Source organism: Polaromonas sp. (assembly GCF_049790275.1).
Lineage (GTDB): Bacteria > Pseudomonadota > Gammaproteobacteria > Burkholderiales > Burkholderiaceae_C > Polaromonas.
Window position 1 is genome coordinate 1 of the sequence record NZ_JBAQYR010000132.1, and the last position, 22,437, is coordinate 22,437.

The window sequence follows — 22,437 nt, forward strand, 5'->3', positions numbered from 1 at the left end:
GCCATGACGCGCATCGCGCGTCATGGCTCCCCGCATCCGCATCCGATCCCGATTCATTTCCCCCACCCGTCGGGCTGGGCCGAGGAGCGCAGCCGAAAACGGATCAGGGCGAGCGATTGTCTGAGCCGAAGGCGAGTTCGAGCTCGACCCCGCTTTCGGCGAGCACCGCAGGCTGCCCCGGAGCGCAGCGCAGAGGACCCAGACCATCGGGTCGCCTTTTCTTTGGCTTACTTTTCTTTTGGCGACGCAAAAGAAAAGTGAGTTGCCGCCGGGCAACCCCCGGCTTGCCGGCACACGACAGCAGCCAGAACAACGCCGGCAGTCAACAACCATGGGATCCCGGATCAAGCCTGGGATGACAATTTGCTATCGTTTAAATAGCCACTCACGCCCGCAACATAAGGGCTGGAGCCGAAAAAGGCTTAATGCAGCTCGGCCGCCGGATCCCGCCCCATCAGCGCCGCCACCGCTTCAGCCGGCCGGACCTGGCCATCCAACAAGGCAACCACCGCTTCGGAAATCGGCATCTCGACACCGAGCCCCTGTGCGCGCTGCACCACCGTGCGGGCGCAATAAACGCCTTCGGCGACATGGCCCAGTGATTGCACGGCCTGCTCCAGGCTCTGGCCTTGCGCCAGCAGCAGGCCGACCTTGCGGTTACGGCTCAGGTCGCCGGTGGCCGTGAGCACCAGGTCCCCCAGGCCCGACAGGCCGGTGAAGGTTTCCGGCCGCGCACCCAACGCCAGACCCAGGCGCGTCATTTCGGCCAGGCCGCGGGTAATCAGCGCAGCGCGGGCATTGAGCCCCAGGTTCAGGCCGTCGCACAGGCCGGTGGCAATCGCCAGAACGTTCTTGACCGCGCCGCCGACCTCGACCCCGACGATGTCGTCATTGGCATAGACCCGCAGCGTGGGGCCATGGAAAGCCGTCACCAGCGCCTCGCGCACCTCGGCGTGTTCGCTGGCGGCCACCAGCGCGGTCGGCTGGCCGCGCGCCACCTCCTGCGCAAAGCTGGGGCCGCTGAGCGCGCCCGCTCTCAAATTAATAGCTGCCTGCGCCCGTATTTCATGGGCCAGAAGCCCAAAAGGCTTCAAGTCCTGCACCGGGGCCTCGAAGCCCTTGCAGAGCCAGGCCACGGGCGCCTTGAGATGCTGCATGCGCTGCAACATGCCGCGCAAGGCCGCAATCGGTGTGGCGATGACGATCAGGTCATGGTGGCGCCCCAGCAGGGCGTCCAGCGAGGCGTCGGAGCCACCGGCCAGCAGCAACGCATCCGGCAGGGCAATGCCGGGCAGGTACCGGCTGTTGACCCTCTGCGCCTGCATCGCCGACAACTGCCCGGCATCGCGCACCCACAAGGTGATCTGATGCCGCGGCAAGGACGTGCCGGCTGCGCCGGCAGCGTTGATGGCCAGCGCAGTCCCCCAGGCACCCGCGCCGATGACGGCAATTTTCATGGCGGTGAAGCTGCCTGCGGCCGACGAAACAAAGTCGCCCTTAAACGATGATTTGCGGCGCTTCCTGGGCCGCCGAGGTTGCCGCAGCCTGCTGCTGCTCGAACATGGCCTGGAAGTTGATTTCGGCCAGGTTGACGGGCGGAAAACCGCCGCGCTGGATCACGTCGGCCACATTGCCGCGCAGGTAGGGGTAGACGATCTGCGGGCAGGCAATGCCCAGCACCGCATTGAGTTGCTCGGCCGGCATGTTGCGGATCTCGAAAATGCCGGCCTGCTTGGCTTCAACCATGAACACGGTCTTGTCTTCGATCTTGGTGTGCACGGTGGCGGTCACGCTGACTTCGTAGAGCCCGTCGGTGATCGGTGTCGCCTCGACGCCAAGCTGGATATCGACCGCAGGCTGCTCCTGGTTAAGCAGGATCTCGGGCGAGTTGGGTTGCTCCAGCGACACGTCTTTCAGGTAAACGCGCTGGATCTGGAATACGGGTTCGAGGTTGGCTTCGGCCATGAGGATCTTTCGATTGCTTTAAAAATGAAAGCCTGCTGAGACAGCAGGCGCAGGACATTATCCCAGTTTGACCATCCGGCCCGGGGACGGACCCCGACCGTCAGGCCGCGGCCAGCAAAGGCAGCAGGCCACCGCGGCCGTCCAGCGCCATCAGGTCATCGCAACCGCCCACATGGGTGTCGCCGATGAAGATCTGGGGCACGGTCCGGCGGCCGGTGATTTCCATCATTTTCAGACGTTCGGCCGGCTGCATGTCGACACGTATTTCCTCGATCTCGACGACGCCACGCTGTTTGAGCAACTGCTTGGCCTGAATGCAGTAGGGACAGGAAGCGGTCAGGTACATCTTCACAGGGGACATCGAAATCTCCGGGTCGGTTCAACAGGCAGCAGAAGGAAGGCTTTCAGGCCTTTTCAATGGGAAGGTTAGCCTCTTTCCACGATTTCAGCCCGCCCGACAGGCATTGGGCCTGCTCGTAGCCGAGCTTTTTGGCGATGGCCAGCGCCCGGCTGGCGCGCGCGCCGGAGGCACACACCAGGATCAGCGGGAGCGCCTTGTTTTTCACCGTGGTGGGCAGTTTCTCCTCGAATTGCCCGAGCGGCAGGTTTTTGGCGCCGACCACATGGCCCGCGGCAAATTCCGTGGCCTCGCAGACATCGATGACCACGGCCTTGTCGCGATTGATCAGTTGCACAGCGCCGGCGGCGCTCAGCGAACCGGCCGCCATGCCACTGGAGATCAGGGGCCAGAGCAGCATGCCGCCGGATGCCAGCGCAATGGCGATCAGCATCCAGTTGTCGATGAAAAATTTCACTGTAAGTCCTTCTTGGGTTTTGCAATTAAGGAGTGATTTTAGAATGCGGGGAGCGCTGCCGGCTTTCCCCGACGCCGGCCGCAGTCTTTACCCACCCTTTTGGACACTTTTTTCGCCCCGGACGCCCTGCCGGGGTTCGCCCTTTTCCAACTTCACGAAGCTACCCCACACCATGTACAAACTTGTGCTTATCCGCCACGGCGAATCCACCTGGAACCTGGACAACCGATTCACCGGCTGGACCGACGTGGACCTGACCGCCACCGGCGTGCAGCAGGCCGTCAACGCCGGCAGGCTGCTCAAGAACGAAGGTTATGACTTCGACCTGGCTTACACCAGCGTGCTCAAGCGCGCCACCCGTACGTTGTGGCACACGCTCGACGAGATGGACCGCACCTGGCTGCCGGTGGTTCACAGCTGGCGCCTCAACGAGCGGCACTATGGCGCCCTGCAGGGCCTGAACAAGGCAGAAACCGCCAAAAAATACGGCGACGAGCAGGTCCTGATCTGGCGCCGCAGCTATGACGTGCCGCCCCCGCCGCTGGAGCCCAACGATCCACGCTGCGAACGTGACGACCCGCGCTACGCCAGACTGAAGCCCGGCGAAGTGCCGCTAACCGAATGCCTGAAAGACACCGTGGCGCGTGTACTGCCCTTCTGGAACGAGTCCATGGCACCTGCCATCCTGGCCGGCAAGCGCATTGCGGTAGCCGCGCACGGCAACTCCATCCGCGCCCTGGTGAAATACCTCGACAACATTGCGGACCAGGACATCGTCGGCCTGAACATCCCGAACGGCATTCCGCTGGTTTATGAGCTCGACGCCGGCCTCAAACCGCTGCGCCACTACTATCTCGGGGACAGCGAGACCGTGGCCAAAGCCGAAGCGACCGTGGCAGCCCAGGGCAAAGCCTGACCCAGCCGGGCCGTCCAGGTCGAAACTGCGTCAAGCGCGGGTAAAAGCATGGGAGTTTTTGAAACATTTTTGCCTTCGGTCGCTCCCCGGCGTACGTGGGGCGGGAACTGTTGCCAAGGGCCTTTCTCCAAGGTGTATATTGTTTTAAATTCTGTGACAACTGCCCGGATACAGGGCGAATGAAGGTGTTTATGGGTCAGAAACTCAAGATAGCAGGCTGGATTTCCATCGGCGCTGTAGCCGGTGCGCTGACGACTGTGCAGCTGCAGGCGGTTGCACGGGGTGGACTCACGCCCCTGCCACTGGAAGAGCTGCAACAGCTGGCCGCGGTGTTCGGCATGGTCAAAACCGACTATGTGGAGCCTGTTGACGAGAAAAAACTCATCACTGACGCGATCTCGGGCATGGTGGCCAGCCTGGACCCGCATTCGGTTTATTTCGACAAGAAGTCCTTCAAGGAATTCCGCGAAGGCACCAGCGGCCGTTTTGTCGGCGTCGGCATTGAAATTGCCCAGGAAGACGGCCTGGTCAAGGTGGTCTCGCCGATCGAAGGTTCACCCGCCGACCGCGCCGGCCTCAAGCCCAACGACCTGATCACCAAAATCGACGACACCGCGGTCAAGGGCCTGAGCCTGAACGAAGCCGTCAAGAAAATGCGCGGCGAACCGAGGACCAAGGTTGTGCTGATGATCTTCCGCAAGGACGAGAACCGCACCTTCCCGGTGACCATCACGCGCGAGGAAATCCGCACGCAATCGGTGCGCAGCAAGGTCATCGAGCCGGGTTACGCCTGGATCCGCCTGAGCCAGTTCCAGGAACGCACGGTCGATGATTTCGTCGCCAAACTCGAGCAGATTTACAAGCAGGAGCCCAACCTCAAGGGGCTGGTGCTGGACCTGCGCAACGACCCGGGCGGCCTGCTGGACGCCGCCGTTGCCGTGTCGGCAGCCTTTTTGCCGGAAAACGTGACCGTGGTGTCCACCAACGGCCAGCTGGCGGAAAGCAAGTTCACCTACAAGGCCTCGCCCGAGTTCTACCAGCGCCGCAATGCCGCCGATCCGCTCAAGCGCCTGCCCGCAGCCGTCAAGAACGTGCCGCTGGTGGTGCTGGTCAACGAAGGCTCGGCCTCGGCCAGCGAAATTGTCGCTGGCGCGCTGCAGGACTACAAACGCGCGACCATCATGGGCAACCAGACTTTCGGCAAGGGCTCGGTACAGACAGTCCGCCCCCTCGGTCCGGATACCGGCCTGAAGCTCACCACCGCGCGGTATTTCACGCCCAGCGGCAAGTCCATCCAGGCCAAAGGCATCCTGCCTGACGTCATGGTGGACGAAACGCTCGAGGGCAGCCCGTTTGCGGCCCTGCGCACACGCGAAGCCGATCTGGAAAAACACCTCGCCAGCGGCCAGGGTGCCGAGGTGAAAGACCCGGGCCGTGAGAAGGCCCGCGAGGAAGCGCTCAAGCGCCTGGAAGAAGAATCCAGGAAGAGTCCTGAGCAGCGCCGCCCGCCCGAGTTCGGCAGTGACAAGGACTTCCAGCTGGCGCAAGCCATCAACCAGCTCAAGGGCCGCCCCGTGATGGTCAGCAAGACCATGGTCGAGCGCAAGGAAGAGAAGAAAGAAAACTGACCTGGGCCGGCTTTCTGCAGCCTGCCTGACCAGCCCTGGCTGGACGGACAGGCTGCGCACAGCCCGGTCCGGCCCGCTCCCGTCCTCATGAACGACACCCAGCTGCTGCGCTACTCCCGCCACATCCTGCTCGATGAGCTGGGGGTTGAAGGACAGAACCGGCTGCTGGCCTCCAAAGTTCTGCTGGTCGGAGCCGGCGGGCTGGGCTCAGCAGCCGCCCTGTACTTGGGCAGTGCCGGTGTGGGCCAGATCACCGTGGTGGATCATGACCGCGTGGAAGCCACCAATCTTCAGCGCCAGATCGCCCACACGCTGGCCCGGCTGGGGCAGTTCAAGGCAGAGTCCATCGCACAAGCCATCGGCGAAATCAACCCCGACGTGCAGGTGATTGCCGTCACCCGGCGTGCTGACGATGCCCTGCTTGACGATCTGGTCCGGCAGGCGGACGTGGTGCTCGACTGCACCGACAACTTTGCCACCCGCCACGCCATCAATCGCGCAAGCGTCAAACATCACAAACCACTGGTTTCCGGCGCCGCCCTGCGTTTTGACGGACAGGTGTCGGTCTTTGACACGCGGCAGCCGCAGGCGCCCTGCTATGCCTGTGTCTTCCCCGAGGACGCGGCACCCGAAGAGGCTGATTGCGCGACCATGGGCGTGTTTGCGCCGCTGGTCGGCATCATCGGCAGCATGCAGGCCGCCGAAGCACTCAAACTGCTGTGCGGCGTGGGTGCGCCACTGGCCGGGCGCCTGTTGATGCTGGACGGGCGCGCGATGGCGTGGAACGAAATCCGCGTGCAGCGCCATCCGGGCTGCCGGGTTTGCGGCGTTACACGCCCTTCGGCAGCCAGCGCCGACTGACCGCTATTTGGTGGCTGCCGGCACCGCGCCCGGGCTGGTCGCTTTGGATGCCGCTGCCGCGGCCTGCTTGAGCACCTGGCTGCAGTTGGCGTCCTGGCCGGGCCCGGTTTCAATCGTGGCAGCCAGCGCCAGCAAGGGATTGATGGCAGCCAGCGCCAGGGCAATGCCCGCGCGGCCCGCCAGCGCCCCCTTGTCAGGGCCGGCTGTCGGTGCACCAAAAGTCCCGACTATCTTCAGGGGAGAGCGAAAGCTCAGGATGCTGCCATCCTTGGGAGAAGGATAGAGCACCAGATCCAGCGTTTCATCGGCCAGGTTGATCTGGCCCCGGCCATCGACGACCGTATCCGTCGTGTCCAGCACGATCGCGCGGCTGGTCATCAGGCCTTGCCGGACCTCAAACGATGCCGCCGCGCAGCGCAGCCGGACATTTCGATCGCCGCGCACCAGAAACTTGATGACCTCGCCGCCATCTAGGCCCATGAACTCCAGCAGGATGTTGCTGATTTCGCCGTTGCCCATCAGGAAAGCGACGTTCCCCGAAGAAGAGGCCAGCATCTGCGCGGTGGAACTGCCCTGGCCTTTCAGGTCCACTTGGCCGCTGATCCGGCCCAGGCTGCTTTTGGTGGTTTCGATGGTGGGAAACAGCTGGTTGAGCTGGATGGCGCGGGCATCCAGCCGGGTTTCGATGCTGGATGGCGAAGTGTTGCTGTCGATCGCCAGGCGCCCGGCCAGTTGGCCGCCTGCCACACCCAGCTTCAAGGGCTCGAGCTCAAGCACGCCCTTGCGCAGCAGGATGTGTGCAGTCATGCTGTCCAGCGGCAAGGCCTTGACATGCCGGATATCGGCGGCGCTGTACTGGACGTCTGCATCCATTGCTTTCAGGCGCGCAAAATCGAGTTTGGTATCGGGCAGCACCCTGCCGGCACGGCGGCTGGTTTTTGGCGTAGCCGGCGCCGCGGCTTTTGTCATGTCCTTCGGAACGTTGCTGGAAGCCTGGCCCACCATAGGTCCCAGGTCCTCGAAATCGAGCACACGGGACTGCACTTTCCCGGTCAGCACGGGCACCGCCCTGGAGCGGTCAAAGGCCAGATCCCCGCTCAGGTCGGACTTGCCGAGCACGCCCTTGATCTGTTTGACAGACCACAGCAGACCCTGTTTGCCGAGTCGGCCCTGGAGCCTGTAGGACGGTGTTCCCGGCAGCACCACACCCACGAGCTTGTACAGGTCTTCCAGACTTTGCCCTTCCAGCTGGAACTGGGCATCCATGCCGGCAATCTCCGCCAGATTGGTGATGGACCCGCTGGCCTTGAGCCGGGTGCGCCCGGCGGTCGCGGTGATCTCCAGCGGAAAGCTTCCGGTGGCATCGGCACTGAGCTGCAAAACGCCGCCCGCTCGGCCCTGCGCGGTAAAAGGTTCGCCCTTCCACTTGCCGCGCGCCTTGTAGCTCAGCGGCAACGCGGAAGAATCTTCCGCAACCAGCGCAAAATCGGCGCTGATGTCGGCACCGCGCGCAGTCGCCAGATAGTTGAGGGTGCCCTCGTCCACCAGCAGCTGGCCTATCAGGGGAACGCTGCTTTCGTCGGAGGTGTCCTTGCCCAGCGCCCAGGTGCGGCGCCCGTCAGCTTCCATTTGCAGCCCGAGCTGAGGCTTGCGCAGGCTGACCACGGGCAGCTCCACGCGACCGAAAAGCAGGGGCCAGAGACGGACCTGGATTTCTGCGGCTTCCGCCTTGACAAGGTAAGGATCGCGCGCCCAGGAAGGGTTGGCAAACTCGATGCCGTCAGCCAGCACGCGGGTGGTTCGCCCCAATTTGACCTCCAGCCGGCGGGTGATTTCGAACTGCCGCCCCGTCTGCTCGCTGACATAGCGGTTCAGCGGCCCGCGCATCAGGTCCCACGGAAAAAAAACCAGCGCAAGGGTGACGGCAACCAGCAGCAACAGCAGCACCCCTGCCACGAGCCGTCCGCCCCTGGCCGGGCGAAAAGTGAAAACGGCATGGGTGAAACGGGTCATACGGCCAGCATGTGATCAGGAATGGGAAGACCGGGAAAGGCCCGATGCCTGAGATGTTGGCCAGGAAAAAAATGATGCTATGGATGGCCCGGCCAGCGATCAAGTATCTGCCGGTTATCGGGGATTGACCGTGGGCAACAGCCATCTGTAACTGTCAGTGCCAGCCTACAGTCAGGCTGTAGGCAACTTCCTACATGCAAGCTCCCGTGAGCCTGTCAAAATTGTTCAGCAAAGATTGATACATTAGTTAACAGATAGATTTGTCCGGCATTTCCGGCCAGCGTAACCATTTGTCAAGGCTGCAGGACCCGTGATTGCAGACCTGGATTGAAGCTCAGTGGGATTAAAAACTTATATTGTCGAAGACAACGCAACAATCCGCGACAACCTGATGGCCACACTGGAAGAGCTGGCTGGTATTGATGCGGTTGGTACGGCGGAAACGGAAAATGAAGGCAAGGCCTGGCTGCTCCAGGCCGGCCATGCATGGGACCTGGCGATCGTGGACCTGTTTCTCAAGCAGGGCAGCGGCCTGGGCGTGCTGGAAGCCTGCCGCAACCGCCAGCCGCACCAGAAGGTCATTGTGCTGAGCAACTACGCGACGGTGGACATCCGCAAACGCTGCGCCCAGCTTGGCGTGGACGCGGTTTTTGACAAATCCAACGAAATAGATGCGCTGATCGAATATTGCATTGCGCAATCCGGGTCGATCAGCGCGGGCCACGCCCTGAAGTAAGGAGGGCCCGCAGGCGGATTCTCAATCGATCAGCTTGTTTTTCAGGGCGTAGTACGTCAGGTCGCTGTTGGAAGCCAAGCTCATTTTTTCCATCACCCGGGTGCGGTAGGTACTCACGGTCTTGACGCTCAGGGACAAGGCCTTCGCAATGTCGCCCGCTGTTTCCCCCTTGGCAAGCTTCAGGAACACCTGAAATTCGCGCTCGGAGAGCTGCTCATGCGGCGTTGCGTCATTTTTCCGGTTCAGCTGCTGTGCCAGCAACTCGGCCACCGCCGGCGTGATGTAGCGTTTGCCCAGTGAAATAACACGGATCGCGTTGACGATTTCCATGGGATCGCATTCCTTGTTCAGGTACCCGCTGGCTCCCTGGCGAATCAGGTTGACCGCGTAATGCTCCTCCGGATAGCCACTGAGAATCAGGATGCCGACATCAGGCGCTTTCGCGCGAATCATGGCCAGTGCATCGATGCCGCTCTGGCCGGGCATGGAGAGATCCATGACCAGAATGTCCAGCTCGACGTTGCGTACTAGGTCAATGGCTTCACGGCCGCTTGCAGCTTCACCCACCACGCGCAAATCGACTTGATCCGAGAAGAACTGTTTGAGTCCGGAGCGCACGATGGCATGGTCATCCACAATTCCGATTTTGATCATTTCAGGTCCTCTTTGTAAGGTCCGCATTCGCCAGGCGGCACAATGCAGCAACATAGCCTCGCGCAATTACGGGCTTATATTTTCATTAGCGATTATTCACGAATTATTGATCAATACGACCGGAGATCAGGATGAGATGGTTTGCAATACCCAAAATGGCGATCAGCCTGCCCCTGGCGGTGCTGGCGGCGGCCATTTTGATTTTCATCAATGAAGCCGGTTTTCGCCTGTCCACCCAGGCCGTCACCCGCATTGAAGAATCGCAGGCGACTCGGGGGGCTGTCAACCTGCTGCTGCAGCACATGCTGGACGCTGAAACCGGGCAAAGGGGTTACCTGCTGACGGGAGACCCCAAGTACCTGGAACCTTACGACGTGGCCACCGCCGAGATCAACCAGACCCTGGACACCTTGCGCCGGCACTACACTGCCTATCCCGAGGAACTGGCCGAGTTCGCTCTCCTGTCGCGCAGCGTGTCGCGCAAACTCGCCGAAATGGACCTGAGCGTCCGCATGCGCAAGCAGGGCAATGAAGAAGCGTGGAAGTTCGTGCTGACCACCGATGTGGGCATGGACCAGATGAACGCCATCCGCGGCCAGATCGGCAAACTCATTGTTGCCAGCAACAACAAGATGGGGACGGCCCAGGCCCAGATCGTCCGCTCGCTGCACCTCTCGCGCATCGGCATCGCGCTGATGGCGCTGGCCGGGCTGCTGGCGTTTTACATGTATCTGCGCCAGACGCGGGCCCTGCTGGAGGCTGGCAAGCGTGAACAGGAAGCCCTGCTGCGCGAACGCGACCAGCTGGACAAGGAGGTGCGGGACCGCACCGCCACCCTGGCCGAGCTGGCAACCCATCTGCAGCAGGTGCGGGAAGATGAACGTGGCCATCTGGCACGCGAGCTGCACGATGAACTGGGGGCATTGCTGACGGCCGCCAAACTCGATGTCGCGCGCATCAAGTCGCGGCTGGGTGCCATTTCGCCGGAAGCGGCTGAGCGCATGCAGCACCTGATCGAGACACTGAACAGCGGCATCGCCCTGAAACGGCGGATTGTGGAAGACCTGCGGCCATCCTCGCTGTCGCATCTCGGGCTGGTTGCTTCACTGGAAATCCTGGCGCGGGAGTTTGAAGACCGGTCGGGCCTGGACGTGACCACCGACCTCGAAACGGTCGAACTCGGCGGCTCGGCACAACTCACGGTTTACCGGCTGGTGCAGGAATCGCTGACCAACATGAGCAAATACGCCGAAGCCCGCCAGGCGGAAATCAGCCTGCATGGTTTTGAGGGCTATATCACGGTCGAGGTCAAGGATGACGGCGTCGGCTTCGACACTACGCAGATCAAGGGCTCCAGCCACGGCCTGGCCGGCATGAAACACCGTGTCGAAGCGGCAGGTGGGCGCCTGACCATTACATCGCGTCCCGGCGAGGGCACTCGCATCTCGGCCGTGCTTCCCAAGAAGCTTTAACGCCGAAGCGGCGCGCTGCGTCCTGCAGCGCCGACAAAAAAAACGGTCGGTGACGTCCTACAGCGCGTGGCCATACCGACCGACAAGGGCATCCGGCCCTCACCGATGAACACGGACGTTACCTCCGCCTAACCTTGCTGCAGGTGTTTCAATTGCGAGCGCCGCAACCAGGGGCACTGCCCTGCAAGGAGATTCACATGCTGCACTATTCCGTTGTGTTCCTCGTGATTGCATTAATTGCAGCCGTGTTCGGCTTTGGCGGCATCGCCGCTGGCGCCGTCGAAATTGCCAAGATCCTCTTTTTCATCTTTGCCGTCATGGCTGTCGTCAGCTTTGTGGTTGGCCTGATGAAAAGAAACTGAATTCGCACCCCCGGTCCACTCAGCCACAGCGCCGCCGACTTCACGTTTTCCCCTCTTTCAAAGGACCATGAAATGAAAAATCCGCTTTCCAGCACCCACGAAGCCCTGTCCGGCGCAAGCCACCTCTCGGACCAGCTGTTGAATGGCGCCGACAAAGCCATGAGCAACACCCGTGCCCTGGCCAATGACACCCTGGATCGTGCAGAGGACAAGGTACGCAACCTGCGCGGCAGCATCGACCCGCTGGTCGACAAGCTGGCCAGCCAGGCTCAAAAGCTGGCACGCCAAAGCCTGGACATGGCCTCTGAAGCCAGCGAACGCGCGCAACGGTCCATGCATCGCTACGCGGATGCAACCACCCGTTATGTTGCCAACGAGCCGGTCAAGTCCGTTCTGATCGCTGCTGCCGTGGGTGCCGCGGTGGCGCTGCTGGTGGCTTCGCTCCGGCATCGCGACGGCCACTGAGCTGGCGCCCGCTTCCCACGACCTGACAACGCCAAGGCCCATGTTGCACCCGCTGTTTTCCGTTCTTGTCCGGCGGCCAGACCTTCTGGTGGACCACGTTTCCGGTTATGCCGCATTGATTCGTGAAGAGGCCTCGGAAGCCGGCGTGGAATTGCTGCGGCGCAGCCTCGCCTGGGCGCTGGCAGCCATGTTGGGCCTCGCCTTTTTCATGCTCGCCGGTGTCGCCTTGATGCTCGGTGTGCTCTTGCAGCAATTCCACTGGGTGCTCTTGGCTGTACCGGCGCTCATGCTCGTGCTGGCGGTGGCCGCAGCCCTCAAGGCACGGGTACCCCTGCGCAGCAACAGTTTCGCCGATGTCAAAGCCCAGATTGATCGCGACGCGCAGGCCTTGCGTATGGTCGTCTGAGGCCTGCAGCAATGAACAACCAACATCTCACCGCCCAGCAACGGCTGGCGAATAGCCGCCAGGCGATCGTGCGCCAGATGGGCCTTGAAGCACCGGAAGATGACGGCTTCGCCAACGACGCCGGGGTTGCCGGCGCGGAGGGGCAAACCATAGACACATCGGCCGGAACCTGGACTTTGGCCAAGCAGGCGGCAAGCGCCTGGTGGCATGGCCATCCGGCGCGCCTGGCGGTCGATTTCGCCAAGCCCGTGCTCCAGACCTACGCCGAACACCAGCCACTCAGGCTCCTGGGAATCTCTGCCGGCATTGGAGCGGCGGCAGTGGTACTGCGGCCCTGGCGCCTGATCTCGGTCACAGGTTTGCTGCTGGCCGCACTCAAGTCATCGGAAATATCCGGTGCCGTCCAGTCCATGCTGTCACCGGGCAGAAAACGGAAGCGCCATCCATGAATTCCATACGCAAACCGACCGGCGTGGTGCCGTCAGTCGGCCAGCTTCGCAACTCTCAGCACCAAACCACAGTTACCAACTTCAAGGAAAAATCATGAAATACGCTCGCGCACTTGCATTTGCCGCCCTGGCCGGCATCACCATCATCAGCGCCGGCTGTGCCGTTACCCGGGGTCAGGAAACTGCTGGCTCCTACGTCGACGACGCCGCCATCACCACGGCCGTGAAAGCCAAGTTTGCGGCAGACAAGACGGTGGCCGCCACCGCCATCAGTGTTGAAACGCTGAACGGCACCGTGCAGCTTTCCGGCTTTGCCAAATCGGCTGCGGAAAAAGCGCAAGCTGAGACCATTGCACGTGACACCAAGAACGTCCGCGCTGTCCGCAACGACATCGTCGTTCGTCCCTGAACCTTTTCAGGTGTGAAGGCTGGCTCCGCCAGTCTGATTGCTCGCTCACGGGGTCCGGCTTCGGAAAAGCCGGGCCCCGTTTGCCTGGGGCGCAGCAGATACAGCCACCTCTTCTTCCGGTAAAGTGGGCAAAAAAAAGTCACTGCTGCAGCCCTCGGGGCCAGCAGCAATGACACGCTCAGATCGATGAACCGCTGGTCAACCGGGTGTCACCATCAGCTGGTTGTTGACCGAGGTCACACCCTGCACTTGCCTGGCAATGGCCGTGGCCTTGTCTTTCGCCGCAGCGGTGGGTGCCGGGCCATTCAAGGTCACCACGCCATCCTTGGTGTCGACATTGATCTTGATGGCGCTGAGGTCGGGGTCCTTGGCCAGGCTGCCCGACACCTTGGCGGTGATGGCAACGTCGTCGATCTTCTCGCCCACACTCGCGCCGGCCTGACTGCCTGCAGCTTGAGCGTCTTTGGAGGCATCTTTCATGGCGTTGCCAGCATCCTTGGCGGCCTGCTCTGTTTTGGCAATGCCGGAATCAATGGACTGGCCGACGGTTTTTCCGTCGTCCTGCTTGTTGCAGGCCGTCAGGGCCAGCAGCACGGTAGCGGAGCAGGCCAGCGCCAGAAACGGCCGGCCGGCCGGGAGTTGTGTGGTTTTCATGGAGGCTCTCCTTGCTTTGAAATGGGTGTCGGCAGCGCAACGCTCAGATCTTGTCGATCGCCTTCCTGGCGCTGTCCTTGAGGTTTTCCTTGGCGTCACCGTAACCCGCCTGGGTTTTGCCCTTGACCTGGTCGGACAGACCTTCGGTTTCCAGTTTTTCATTGCCCACAACACGGCCCGCAACTTCTTTTGCCTTGCCGGTGGCCTGGTCCATGCGGCCTTCAACTTGATGCTTGTTCATGATGCTTTTCCTTTTGGATGTAATGCGGCTGGTCTTGATGCCAGCCGTCATTCACTGTAGGGAGGGCGATCTGGAGCGGCCCGTCGGCACCTTCGTATTTCCGTGTAGGACGCCAGGCATTTCAGCCCAGCGGACTCAGGAATGGCAGGATCCGTTGCGTTTGCGGAAAAGGCGCGGCGGAAGCGCCTGCGGATCAGCGAACAGGCCCAGCCCCGCAAGCTGAGCCCGGCCTTGCAGCTTCAGGTACGGCCCGCCCTCGCGGCCATAGTGGTAGGACCAGGCGTGGCCTTGGCCAACCATCCAGCCGCCAATATCTTCAGTACCGATCTGAACGTTCGCAACGGCGCGGCCGTAATCGTCGTGGCGCAGGACGGCCACGGTCACCGTGCGCCGCGCCACCCGGCTGGCCAGGGCAGCACGCGCGGCCCGGCCCCCAGTCTGGCAAATTTCGGGCGCATCGATAGCGTCGATGCGGATTTTCACCGGCTTGCCGCCTCCGGCGAGCTGGACCCAGAGCGTGTCGCCATCGGTGACATGTGTCACTTTTCCGCTCTCTGCCCATACCGGGCAAGCGCAGACAGCTATCAAAAATATAGCGAACTGAATCCAGACGATAGTGACCCCGTCAGCTACTTTTTTCATGCGCTGACAATCCATCCCTCAAGCGGATCCAGGTCCTCGGGCAGGCCGTAACAGCGGGCACCCTGCTCGTGCTGCGCCTGTGCCCACGCGGCCTGCATCAGGCAGAGCACCGCATCCAGGCTGTCGCCGCTGGCATCGTCCACCAGCGTGTCGCGCTGGGCATGGCTGAGCTTCAGGCGCAGGCCCAGGCGGGTCTGGCCCATCTCCAGCGCGGTGATCAGGTCCTTGCGGGCGATCAGCCGGTCCGGTGTCTGCTTGAGCCGGTCATCACTTTTGTAGGGCCGCCGGCCGAGGATTTCGCGCGCCAGCAGGCCGGGGTAGCCCTCGAGCGCAATGCGCGACAGGTCGCCATCGTGCAAACCCGGCAAGTGCACACCGGCAGCAAGCAAGCGGGGTGCGCCTGCGTGCAGCATGTAGGCCACGGGTGGGTTGATCCATTTCATCGACGGGCTGGAACCGGCCGGCCTGTCGGTGGCGCGATGGGCAAACTTCGCGCCGGTGGGGCGCGCATCGCAAAACGCGGCAAAGGCCTGCCGGATGTCGGCGCGGCTCAGCGCGGCGTAATGCACCATCAGCGCGGGCCAGGCAGCGGGCCAGCCAAGATGCTCCACCAGCTCGCGCGGCAGGCCGAACGGGAAATCAAAAGCACCCAGCCAGCCGGCAGGCTGGTGGAGCCAAACCTCAAAAGTGTCCAGCGATTCGAAGCGCTCCAGTTTCGCCAGCTGGACGCGCCCCTTTTTGCTGGTACCGCAGGCCAGGACAATGGGTTTCCTGCGTGTGGGGGCGCTGGAAAAATCGCATCCGACCAGTAAAGGCGTTTCAGGGGGCATGCAGGTATTTTGCGGTCAGCCCAGCGCCAGCGCCATCACGCCTGCCGCAATCAGGACAGCGCCCAGAAGCCGCTGCAGGCGGTCGCCCTCGCAGAGCAAATGCCCGCCGATCAGCGCAGCAAACAGCATGGACACTTCACGCGCCGGCGCTACATGCGAGAGCGGCGCCACCTGCATGGCATACAGCACCAGCACATAGGAGACCGGGCTGATGGCGCCGACCATCAGCGCGTACTTCCACTGCTGGCGCCACAGCGTGGCTGCGGCCGGCCTGTCGCGCAGGACAGCCGGCGCGAGCAAAGCCACCCGCACAAAATTGCCGAGGTAGTCAACAAGGATGGGCGACATCAGCAGGAAGCGCACACCGTACCCGTCCACCACGGTGTAGCTGGCAATGAAGGCACCTGTGAGCAGGCCGTAAGCCATGCCTTTGTGCACGCGACGACGCTGCGCCGGGTCGTGCGCCGCACGCAGCAGGCCAGGCCCACCCGCAATCAAAAACACGCCGCCCACCACACCGGCAATACCCGCCACACCCATGGCGGAAATCTGTTCGCCCAGAAGGGTGATCGCCACCAGCGAGGACAGCAGCGGCCCGGAGCCGCGCGCCAGCGGGTAAACCACGGTCAGGTCGGCTTTGCGGTAGCCGCGCAGCAGGACCACGTAATACAGCACATGCAACACGCCGCTGACCGTGACAACGGTCGACTCGGCCCAGCCCCAGCCGGGCAACACGCCCCAGCTGGCCCACAGGCCGACCGGCGCCCAGATCAACATCATCACCACGCTGGTGAAAAAGGCAAAGCGGGCATCGCCCCCCGCCTTTTTGGCGGCAATGTTCCAGCTGGCGTGAATCAGGCCGGCAAGAATGATCAGCGCAAGGGCGGAAAGCGGCACCGGTCAATCCGGCAAAAAGACGCGTCTCGCGGGAAGGTCGCGTGTCTTTACCAGCCAGGGCCGCGGTCCGGCTCCGCTGGCCGCAAGGCGCAGCGCCCCCCCGGGGGGCAGCGACCCGCGCAGCGGCGGAGCGTGGGGGCTCAAGTCCTTCCGCAGATGGCGGCCGTGGCCATCAGGTCTTCCAGCAGGGCCAGAGACACTTTGCCGGAAACGGCGTAGGGGTCGAGTTCGGCTTTTTCCGAGTACTTCAGCAGGATGGACGCATTGACCTTGGCCACGTTGACCTGGCCCATGGTCCAGCCGCCAAAGCGGCGCTCGGTGATTTCCTCGTAGTGCAGCAACACCACGTTCTTGTGGCGCGGGTCTTTCTGGATGTGGCCATACAGGTCGCTGACCTGGTCGCGGCCACCCTCGAGGGCCTGCAGGAAAATGCCGCCGCCGTAGCACAGGATGCCGGTGATGCCCATGGCCGGGTTGTGGCTGCGCGACTGGGCCAGGATGGCCTCGGTGACTTCGCTGGAAGCGGGATTGGCCGAACGGCTGGCGTAAAGAAGGCGTACCAACATATCTGTCCTTAGTTACTGCTCTTTTTGGGAATGAGGGATAAAAACTCGCGGCGCAGGTTGGGATCCTTGAGGAAAACGCCGCGCATGACGGAATTGATCATCTTGCTGTCCAGGTCCTTCACGCCGCGCCAGCCCATGCAATAGTGGCTGGCCTCCATGACAATCGCCAGGCCATCGGGCCGGGTTTTTTCCTGAATCAGGTCGGCCAGTTGCACCACGGCTTCTTCCTGGATCTGCGGGCGGCCCATGATCCACTCGGCCAGGCGGGCATATTTGGACAGGCCGATGACATTGGTGTGCTCGTTGGGCATCACGCCGATCCAGAGCTGCCCGATCACCGGGCAGAAATGGTGCGAGCAGGCGCTGCGCACCGTGATCGGCCCGACGATGATCAGTTCGTTGAGGCGCTCGGCGTTGGGAAACTCGGTGATGGTGGGGCCGGCCACATAACGTCCCTTGAAGACCTCGTTGAGGTACATCTTGGCAACGCGGCGCGCGGTGTTCTGGGTGTTGTGGTCGGTCTCGGTGTCGATCACCAGGCTGTCCAGCACGTCCTTCATCTTGCCTTCGACCTCGTCGAGCAGCTTTTCCAGCTCGCCCGGCTGGATGAACTCGGCGATGTTGTCGTTGGCATTGAAGCGTTTTTTTGCCAATGCAAGGCGCTCGCGGATCCTGACGGAGACCGGCGTTCCCTCGTCAGCAGGCAGCGGAGTTTCAGGCGTATTGGATTTCATAAGCATGGCCAGATGTTACCAGCCCGCCCAAAAACAGCCATGCCCCTTTTTTGCACAGGTTTTAGGCTTCCAGCCCTTGATACGTGGGCGCGGACAGCTATGAATTCAGGAGCGAATCCTGATCGATTCAATAACGCTGCCCCGCCACCAGCAGGGCCAGGCGCATCAGGGCGTAGGCCATATAGTCCAGCACACGCTGGCGCAGGGGCCGCCGGCTGTAGACGGCCGGGTCCAGGCGCCGGCCCTCGCCGGCCATGGCCCGCAGCAGGCGCTGGTGGAGGTCCAGCGCAAAAGCCCGGTCATCCACCACGACGTTGGCCTCGCGCGCGAGAAGCAGGCTCAGCGGGTCCAGGTTGGACGAACCCACCGTGGCCCAGTGCCCATCAATCACCGCCACCTTGGAGTGCAGGAAGCCGGCACCGTATTCATGGATCTCGATGCCCGCCGCCAGCAGCGCGCCGTACACCGGCCGCGCCGCATGGTACTGCATGAAGTATTCGTAGCGGCCCTGCAGCAGCAGCGTCACCTTGACGCCGCGCCGGGCAGCGCGGACCAGCGCCCGGCGCAACTTGCCGCCGGGCACGAAGTAGGCGTTGGCAATGATGATTTCCTCGCGGGCCTGGCCTATGGCCCTGCGGTAGGCGCGTTCGATGCTGCTGCGATGGAACAGGTTGTCACGCAGCACCAGCGCAGCCCTGGCGCCGGACACGGATGCCGGCGCGTCCGTTGCACGCCCGGAGCGAAATGGCAGCGGACGGCCTTTGCGGTCAGTGCCGCTGCGACCGCCGTAGCCGGCCGCCTTGACAGCCTCCCAGGCGGCACTGAGGTGGCGCTGGCGTGCGCTGTAGCCAGCCTCCACACGCCACCAGAGCAGCGCCATGGCGTCCGATGCTTCCGCTGCCAGCGGACCGGTGACTGCCACCGCAAAATCGAAACGCGGCGCCGTCAGGTCGCCGTGGTTGGGATCGTAGAAGTCATCAAGGATGTTGATGCCGCCGCAAAAAACGGTCTGCTCGTCGACGACGCAGAGCTTGCGGTGCAGGCGGCGCCAGCGTTCGGGCACCAGCAGGCCGAGCGCGGCAAAGCGGCCCCGGCCCAGCGGCGCGTATTCCCGCCAATGCACGCCTGCCTCGGCAAAGCGGGCCTGCCATTCGGTGCTGGGCGAGTCGGTGCCGATGCCATCTACCAGCACCTGGACCAGCACGCCGCGCTGTGCCGCACGCAGCAAGGCTTGGGCAAGCTCCTCCCCGCCGCCGTGAAAATCAAAAATATAGGTTTCCAGCTGTACCCAGACAACAGCCTCATCCAGCGCCCTGATCATCGCGGGGAACAAGGCCTGCCCGCCCTGCAGCAGCTGCAGCGCGTGTTGGGTGGTAAGCAAAGGCATGGGGCGTGAAGGGTCTCCGTGGAAAGACGGGCCTCGAGCCCAAGCGCCGGCTGCCGGCCCGCGCATGCCCGTCAGCCTACTGTAGGGCGTGCAAGGAGCGTCCGCCTTTCCCTTTATGTCACGAATTGTGGCAGCAGCAAAATAGCCTCGGCATTCGAGGAGGAATAACAAAGGTCGGCGGCGGCCAGCCACGGCAGCCACTGCCAGGCCGAATGCTCGCGCGCACTGAGCGTCACCGGCACCGCGGATGGCACACACAGGCTGAACACATGTTCGGTGTTGCGCGCCACCTCCGGGGCATAGCGATGCCGGTAAGCCGGATAAATGTCGTAGACATTGGCCAGCGACCAATCACGCAGGTCCTGCGGACTGGCCAGAATGCCGGTTTCCTCCATTACTTCGCGCACGGCCGCCTCGGCCAGTGGCTCGTCCAGAGTGTCCTTGGAACCCGTCACGCTCTGCCAGAAACCGGGGTGGTCGGCGCGCTCGATGAGCAACACCTCCAGCGCCGGAGTGTGAATGACGACGAGTACCGATTCCGGAATCTTGAAGGGAGTCATGGCTCCTCAAGCACTCAGAAGCATCTGCTCCGCCACGGACCGGCTTTACCAACGCCGCAGGCGCAGCGCTTCAAGCAGGGGCCGCGGAACCGGCTTTGCCGGGCCGCAGGCGCAGCGGCCCCCTCGGGGGGCAGGGAGCTACACGCAGTGAGCGACCGTGGGGGCCACATTCAGACTGGCTGGGGATTGCGCAGGCGAATGTGCAGTTCGCGCAATTGCTTCTCGTCGACCGGGCTGGGGGCGTGTGTGAGCAGGCACTGCGCGCGCTGGGTCTTGGGGAAGGCAATCACGTCGCGAATCGACTCGGCGCCCGTCATCATGGTCACGATGCGGTCCAGGCCAAAGGCCAGGCCGCCGTGCGGAGGCGCGCCGTACTGCAGCGCGTCGAGGAGGAAGCCGAATTTCTCCTGTGCTTCCTCGGGGCCGATCTTCAGTGCATTGAAGACCTTGCTCTGCACATCGGCACGGTGGATACGCACCGAGCCGCCGCCCAGCTCCCAGCCGTTGAGCACCATGTCGTAGGCCTTGGCGATGCAGCGGCCGGGGTCGGTGTCCATCCAGTCTTCATGGCCGTCCTTGGGCGCGGTGAACGGATGATGCACCGCGCTCCAGCGGTTGTTCTCTTCGTCGTGTTCGAACATCGGAAAGTCCACCACCCACAGCGGCTTCCAGCCGGCGGTGAAGATGCCGGTCTTCTTGCCGAAAGCGCTCAGGCCAATCTTCAGGCGCAGCGCGCCAATGCTGTCGTTGACGACCTTGGCCTTGTCCGCGCCGAAGAAAATGATGTCGCCATTCTGCGCAGCCGTACGCTTGAGGATTTCGGCCACCGCTGCGTCATGGATGTTCTTGACGATGGGGCTTTGCAGGCCTTCGCGGCCCTTGGTGACGTCGTTGACCTTGATCCAGGCCAGGCCCTTGGCACCGTAAATCTTCACGAACTCGGTGTAGCCGTCGATCTCGCCGCGGCTCAACTCGGAGCCGCCCGGCACGCGCAGCGCAACCACGCGGCCGCCCGGCGTCGTGGCCGGCGCGCTGAAGACCTTGAAGTCCACATCGGCCATGACATCGGTCAGCTCCGTGAACTCCAGGCTGACACGCAGGTCGGGCTTGTCGGAGCCGAAGCGGTGCATGGCGTCGGCATAGGTCATCACCGGGAACTCGCCGAGGTCGGTGGCCAGCACGGTCTTGAAGATGTTGCTGATCATGCCCTGGAACATGTCGCGGATGTCCTGCTCGCCCATGAAGGACGTTTCGATATCGATCTGCGTGAATTCGGGCTGGCGGTCGGCGCGCAGGTCTTCGTCACGGAAACACTTGGTGATCTGGTAGTAACGGTCGAAGCCGGCGACCATCAGCAGCTGCTTGAACAGCTGTGGGCTTTGCGGCAGTGCGAAGAACATGCCTTCGTTGACGCGGCTGGGCACCAGGTAGTCGCGCGCGCCTTCGGGCGTGCTCTTGGTCAGCATGGGGGTTTCGATGTCGATGAAACCGTTGGCATCGAGAAACTTGCGGGTTTCCATCGCCACGCGGTAACGCAGCATCAGGTTGTTCTGCATGTAGGGGCGGCGCAGGTCGAGCACACGGTGTGTCAGGCGTGTCGTTTCGGACAGGTTGTCGTCGTCGAGCTGGAACGGTGGCGTCACGCTGGGGTTCAGCACGATCAGCTCATGGCACAGCACTTCGATCTTGCCGCTTTTCAGCGCCTCGTTGACCGTGCCTTCCGGACGCGCCCGGACAAGGCCCTTGATCTGCACACAGAACTCATTGCGCACGCCTTCGGCCGTGGTGAACATGTCGGCACGGTCAGGATCGCACACCACCTGCACATAACCCTCGCGGTCGCGCAGGTCGATGAAAATCACGCCGCCGTGGTCACGCCGGCGATTGACCCAGCCACACAGGCTCACGGTTTGATCCAGCAGGGCTTCGGTGACCAGGCCGCAATAGTGGGAACGCATTTGGGAAGTCATAAATAAATCGCTTGTGCTTGTAGGCGCCTGCGCGCCGCAGTACGGGGTACTTGGTTATTTCGGTTTGTAGTTGGCAGCGCTGCCGGGCACCACCACACCCATGGAGATCACATAGGTCAAGGCTTCGTCAACACTCATTTTGAGCTCGATGCAATCGGCCTTCCTGAGCATGACAAAGTAGCCGCCCGTGGGGTTGGGCGTGGTCGGAACATAAACACTCAGGTACTCGCCCTGCAGGTGGTTGGCGACATCCCCGCCGGGCATGCCGGTCTGGAATGCAATGGTCCAGACGCCTTCGCGCGGCCACTGCACCAGCAGCGCCTTGCGGAAGGCATTGCCATTTTCCGAAAAGAGGGTGTCCGAGACCTGCTTGACGCTCGAATAAATCGACCGGACGATGGGAATGCGGCTAAGCAGCGCATCCCACCAGCGCACCAGCTTCTTGCCGAAAAAATTGGTGGCGACAGCGCCTATTGACAGCACGATGGCCAGCGCCAGCAACACGCCGAAGCCCGGAATGTGAAAGCCCAGCAAGGTGTCCGGCTGCCAGGCGCCGGGCAGGATTTGCAGGGTCTGGTCCAGCGTGCTGATGATCCAGTTGAGCAGCCACACGGTGACGGCCAGCGGCACCAGCACCAGCAGACCAGCCAGCAGCCAGCGGCGTATGGCGCCCATCAGCTCGCCTTGGGGGTGGAGCTGGAGCCGCCCGCCGGCGTTGCCGATGCAGCAGGCGCTGGCGTAGCCGCGGGCTTGGCAGCGGTCTCGGCCGGTTTGCCGTCAGCCGGGGCGGCGGCAGGCGCTTCGC

The 22,437-nt window shown here is 62.8% G+C and carries 27 protein-coding genes; 10 read left to right on the forward strand and 17 right to left on the reverse strand.

Features of this window, described 5'->3' with window-relative positions:
- Positions 1-422: 422 nt before the first annotated feature.
- From WA904_RS18000 to WA904_RS18015, 4 genes are all read right to left on the reverse strand, one after another.
- Positions 423-1,457, reverse strand: a complete 1,035-nt coding sequence (locus tag WA904_RS18000; RefSeq protein WP_425198499.1) for an NAD(P)H-dependent glycerol-3-phosphate dehydrogenase — start codon at positions 1,455-1,457, stop codon at positions 423-425.
- Between the two features lie 40 nt (positions 1,458-1,497).
- Positions 1,498-1,965 carry a protein-export chaperone SecB gene (gene secB, locus WA904_RS18005; protein WP_425198500.1) on the reverse strand — a complete coding sequence of 156 codons (468 nt, stop codon included), beginning with the start codon at positions 1,963-1,965 and terminating at the stop codon, positions 1,498-1,500.
- A gap of 100 nt (positions 1,966-2,065) precedes the next feature.
- The gene (gene grxC / locus WA904_RS18010; protein WP_425198501.1) at positions 2,066-2,326 is read right to left on the reverse strand and encodes a glutaredoxin 3; all 261 of its coding nucleotides are present in this window, start codon (positions 2,324-2,326) and stop codon (positions 2,066-2,068) included.
- A 43-nt stretch (positions 2,327-2,369) separates the two neighbouring features.
- A complete protein-coding gene (locus WA904_RS18015; protein ID WP_425198502.1) occupies positions 2,370-2,780 on the reverse strand; it encodes a rhodanese-like domain-containing protein in 411 nt (136 codons plus the stop codon).
- Between the two features lie 172 nt (positions 2,781-2,952).
- On the opposite strand from WA904_RS18015, the gene gpmA reads away from it, so the two are divergent.
- The 3 genes from gpmA to WA904_RS18030 all read left to right on the forward strand — a co-directional run bounded on the left by gpmA (position 2,953) and on the right by WA904_RS18030 (position 6,185).
- Positions 2,953-3,696 carry a 2,3-diphosphoglycerate-dependent phosphoglycerate mutase gene (gene gpmA / locus WA904_RS18020; RefSeq protein WP_425198503.1) on the forward strand — a complete coding sequence of 248 codons (744 nt, stop codon included), beginning with the start codon at positions 2,953-2,955 and terminating at the stop codon, positions 3,694-3,696.
- 191 nt (positions 3,697-3,887) lie between these two features.
- Positions 3,888-5,324, forward strand: coding sequence for a S41 family peptidase (locus WA904_RS18025; RefSeq protein ID WP_425198504.1), 1,437 nt, complete (start codon positions 3,888-3,890; stop codon positions 5,322-5,324).
- An 87-nt stretch (positions 5,325-5,411) separates the two neighbouring features.
- Positions 5,412-6,185 (forward strand): HesA/MoeB/ThiF family protein, encoded by a 774-nt coding sequence (locus WA904_RS18030; protein WP_425198505.1) that lies wholly within the window; start codon positions 5,412-5,414, stop codon positions 6,183-6,185.
- A 3-nt stretch (positions 6,186-6,188) separates the two neighbouring features.
- Here WA904_RS18030 and WA904_RS18035 read toward each other — a convergent pair whose 3' ends face one another.
- Entirely contained in the window at positions 6,189-8,198 is a 2,010-nt protein-coding gene (locus tag WA904_RS18035) for an AsmA family protein (RefSeq protein WP_425198506.1), read from the reverse strand.
- A 337-nt stretch (positions 8,199-8,535) separates the two neighbouring features.
- Between WA904_RS18035 and WA904_RS18040 the strand changes: the two genes are divergently transcribed.
- Positions 8,536-8,934: a response regulator transcription factor gene (locus tag WA904_RS18040; protein WP_425198507.1), complete on the forward strand. Its 399-nt coding sequence runs from the start codon at positions 8,536-8,538 to the stop codon at positions 8,932-8,934.
- Between the two features lie 21 nt (positions 8,935-8,955).
- Here the strand turns inward: WA904_RS18040 and WA904_RS18045 are convergent, their stop codons facing one another.
- On the reverse strand, positions 8,956-9,588 hold the full coding sequence (locus WA904_RS18045; RefSeq protein ID WP_077593954.1) for a response regulator: 633 nt from the start codon (positions 9,586-9,588) through the stop codon (positions 8,956-8,958).
- 131 nt (positions 9,589-9,719) lie between these two features.
- Here WA904_RS18045 and WA904_RS18050 point away from each other — a divergent pair, with 131 nt between their 5' ends.
- The 6 genes from WA904_RS18050 to WA904_RS18075 all read left to right on the forward strand — a co-directional run bounded on the left by WA904_RS18050 (position 9,720) and on the right by WA904_RS18075 (position 13,151).
- Positions 9,720-11,060 (forward strand): CHASE3 domain-containing protein, encoded by a 1,341-nt coding sequence (locus tag WA904_RS18050; RefSeq protein ID WP_425198508.1) that lies wholly within the window; start codon positions 9,720-9,722, stop codon positions 11,058-11,060.
- Positions 11,061-11,257: 197 nt separating this feature from the next.
- Positions 11,258-11,422: a DUF1328 domain-containing protein gene (locus tag WA904_RS18055; RefSeq protein ID WP_348064572.1), complete on the forward strand. Its 165-nt coding sequence runs from the start codon at positions 11,258-11,260 to the stop codon at positions 11,420-11,422.
- A gap of 72 nt (positions 11,423-11,494) precedes the next feature.
- Complete coding sequence (locus tag WA904_RS18060) at positions 11,495-11,887, forward strand: hypothetical protein (RefSeq protein ID WP_425198509.1); 393 nt, start codon at positions 11,495-11,497, stop codon at positions 11,885-11,887.
- A 40-nt stretch (positions 11,888-11,927) separates the two neighbouring features.
- Positions 11,928-12,293 (forward strand): hypothetical protein, encoded by a 366-nt coding sequence (locus tag WA904_RS18065; protein WP_425198510.1) that lies wholly within the window; start codon positions 11,928-11,930, stop codon positions 12,291-12,293.
- A gap of 11 nt (positions 12,294-12,304) precedes the next feature.
- Positions 12,305-12,742, forward strand: coding sequence for a hypothetical protein (locus tag WA904_RS18070; protein WP_425198511.1), 438 nt, complete (start codon positions 12,305-12,307; stop codon positions 12,740-12,742).
- A gap of 94 nt (positions 12,743-12,836) precedes the next feature.
- Positions 12,837-13,151 (forward strand): BON domain-containing protein, encoded by a 315-nt coding sequence (locus tag WA904_RS18075; RefSeq protein ID WP_425198512.1) that lies wholly within the window; start codon positions 12,837-12,839, stop codon positions 13,149-13,151.
- A 198-nt stretch (positions 13,152-13,349) separates the two neighbouring features.
- On the opposite strand, the gene WA904_RS18080 is transcribed toward WA904_RS18075, so the two are convergent.
- The 11 genes from WA904_RS18080 to WA904_RS18130 all read right to left on the reverse strand — a co-directional run bounded on the left by WA904_RS18080 (position 13,350) and on the right by WA904_RS18130 (position 22,307).
- The gene (locus tag WA904_RS18080) at positions 13,350-13,805 is read right to left on the reverse strand and encodes a BON domain-containing protein (protein WP_425198513.1); all 456 of its coding nucleotides are present in this window, start codon (positions 13,803-13,805) and stop codon (positions 13,350-13,352) included.
- A gap of 43 nt (positions 13,806-13,848) precedes the next feature.
- A complete protein-coding gene (locus WA904_RS18085; protein WP_425198514.1) occupies positions 13,849-14,046 on the reverse strand; it encodes a CsbD family protein in 198 nt (65 codons plus the stop codon).
- A 135-nt stretch (positions 14,047-14,181) separates the two neighbouring features.
- Positions 14,182-14,589, reverse strand: coding sequence for a thermonuclease family protein (locus WA904_RS18090; RefSeq protein ID WP_425198515.1), 408 nt, complete (start codon positions 14,587-14,589; stop codon positions 14,182-14,184).
- Positions 14,590-14,684: 95 nt separating this feature from the next.
- The gene (locus WA904_RS18095; RefSeq protein WP_425198516.1) at positions 14,685-15,518 is read right to left on the reverse strand and encodes a DUF429 domain-containing protein; all 834 of its coding nucleotides are present in this window, start codon (positions 15,516-15,518) and stop codon (positions 14,685-14,687) included.
- A gap of 15 nt (positions 15,519-15,533) precedes the next feature.
- Positions 15,534-16,415 carry an EamA family transporter gene (locus tag WA904_RS18100; protein ID WP_425198517.1) on the reverse strand — a complete coding sequence of 294 codons (882 nt, stop codon included), beginning with the start codon at positions 16,413-16,415 and terminating at the stop codon, positions 15,534-15,536.
- A gap of 140 nt (positions 16,416-16,555) precedes the next feature.
- Positions 16,556-16,981 carry a BLUF domain-containing protein gene (locus tag WA904_RS18105; RefSeq protein ID WP_425198518.1) on the reverse strand — a complete coding sequence of 142 codons (426 nt, stop codon included), beginning with the start codon at positions 16,979-16,981 and terminating at the stop codon, positions 16,556-16,558.
- 8 nt (positions 16,982-16,989) lie between these two features.
- Entirely contained in the window at positions 16,990-17,721 is a 732-nt protein-coding gene (folE, locus tag WA904_RS18110) for a GTP cyclohydrolase I (protein WP_425198519.1), read from the reverse strand.
- Between the two features lie 121 nt (positions 17,722-17,842).
- Entirely contained in the window at positions 17,843-19,102 is a 1,260-nt protein-coding gene (clsB, locus tag WA904_RS18115; protein ID WP_425198520.1) for a cardiolipin synthase ClsB, read from the reverse strand.
- 113 nt (positions 19,103-19,215) lie between these two features.
- A complete protein-coding gene (gene nudB / locus WA904_RS18120) occupies positions 19,216-19,662 on the reverse strand; it encodes a dihydroneopterin triphosphate diphosphatase (RefSeq protein ID WP_425198521.1) in 447 nt (148 codons plus the stop codon).
- A 170-nt stretch (positions 19,663-19,832) separates the two neighbouring features.
- A complete protein-coding gene (aspS, locus tag WA904_RS18125; RefSeq protein ID WP_425198522.1) occupies positions 19,833-21,632 on the reverse strand; it encodes an aspartate--tRNA ligase in 1,800 nt (599 codons plus the stop codon).
- Between the two features lie 54 nt (positions 21,633-21,686).
- Positions 21,687-22,307, reverse strand: coding sequence for a DUF502 domain-containing protein (locus WA904_RS18130; RefSeq protein ID WP_425198523.1), 621 nt, complete (start codon positions 22,305-22,307; stop codon positions 21,687-21,689).
- Between the last annotated feature and the right edge of the window lie 130 nt (positions 22,308-22,437).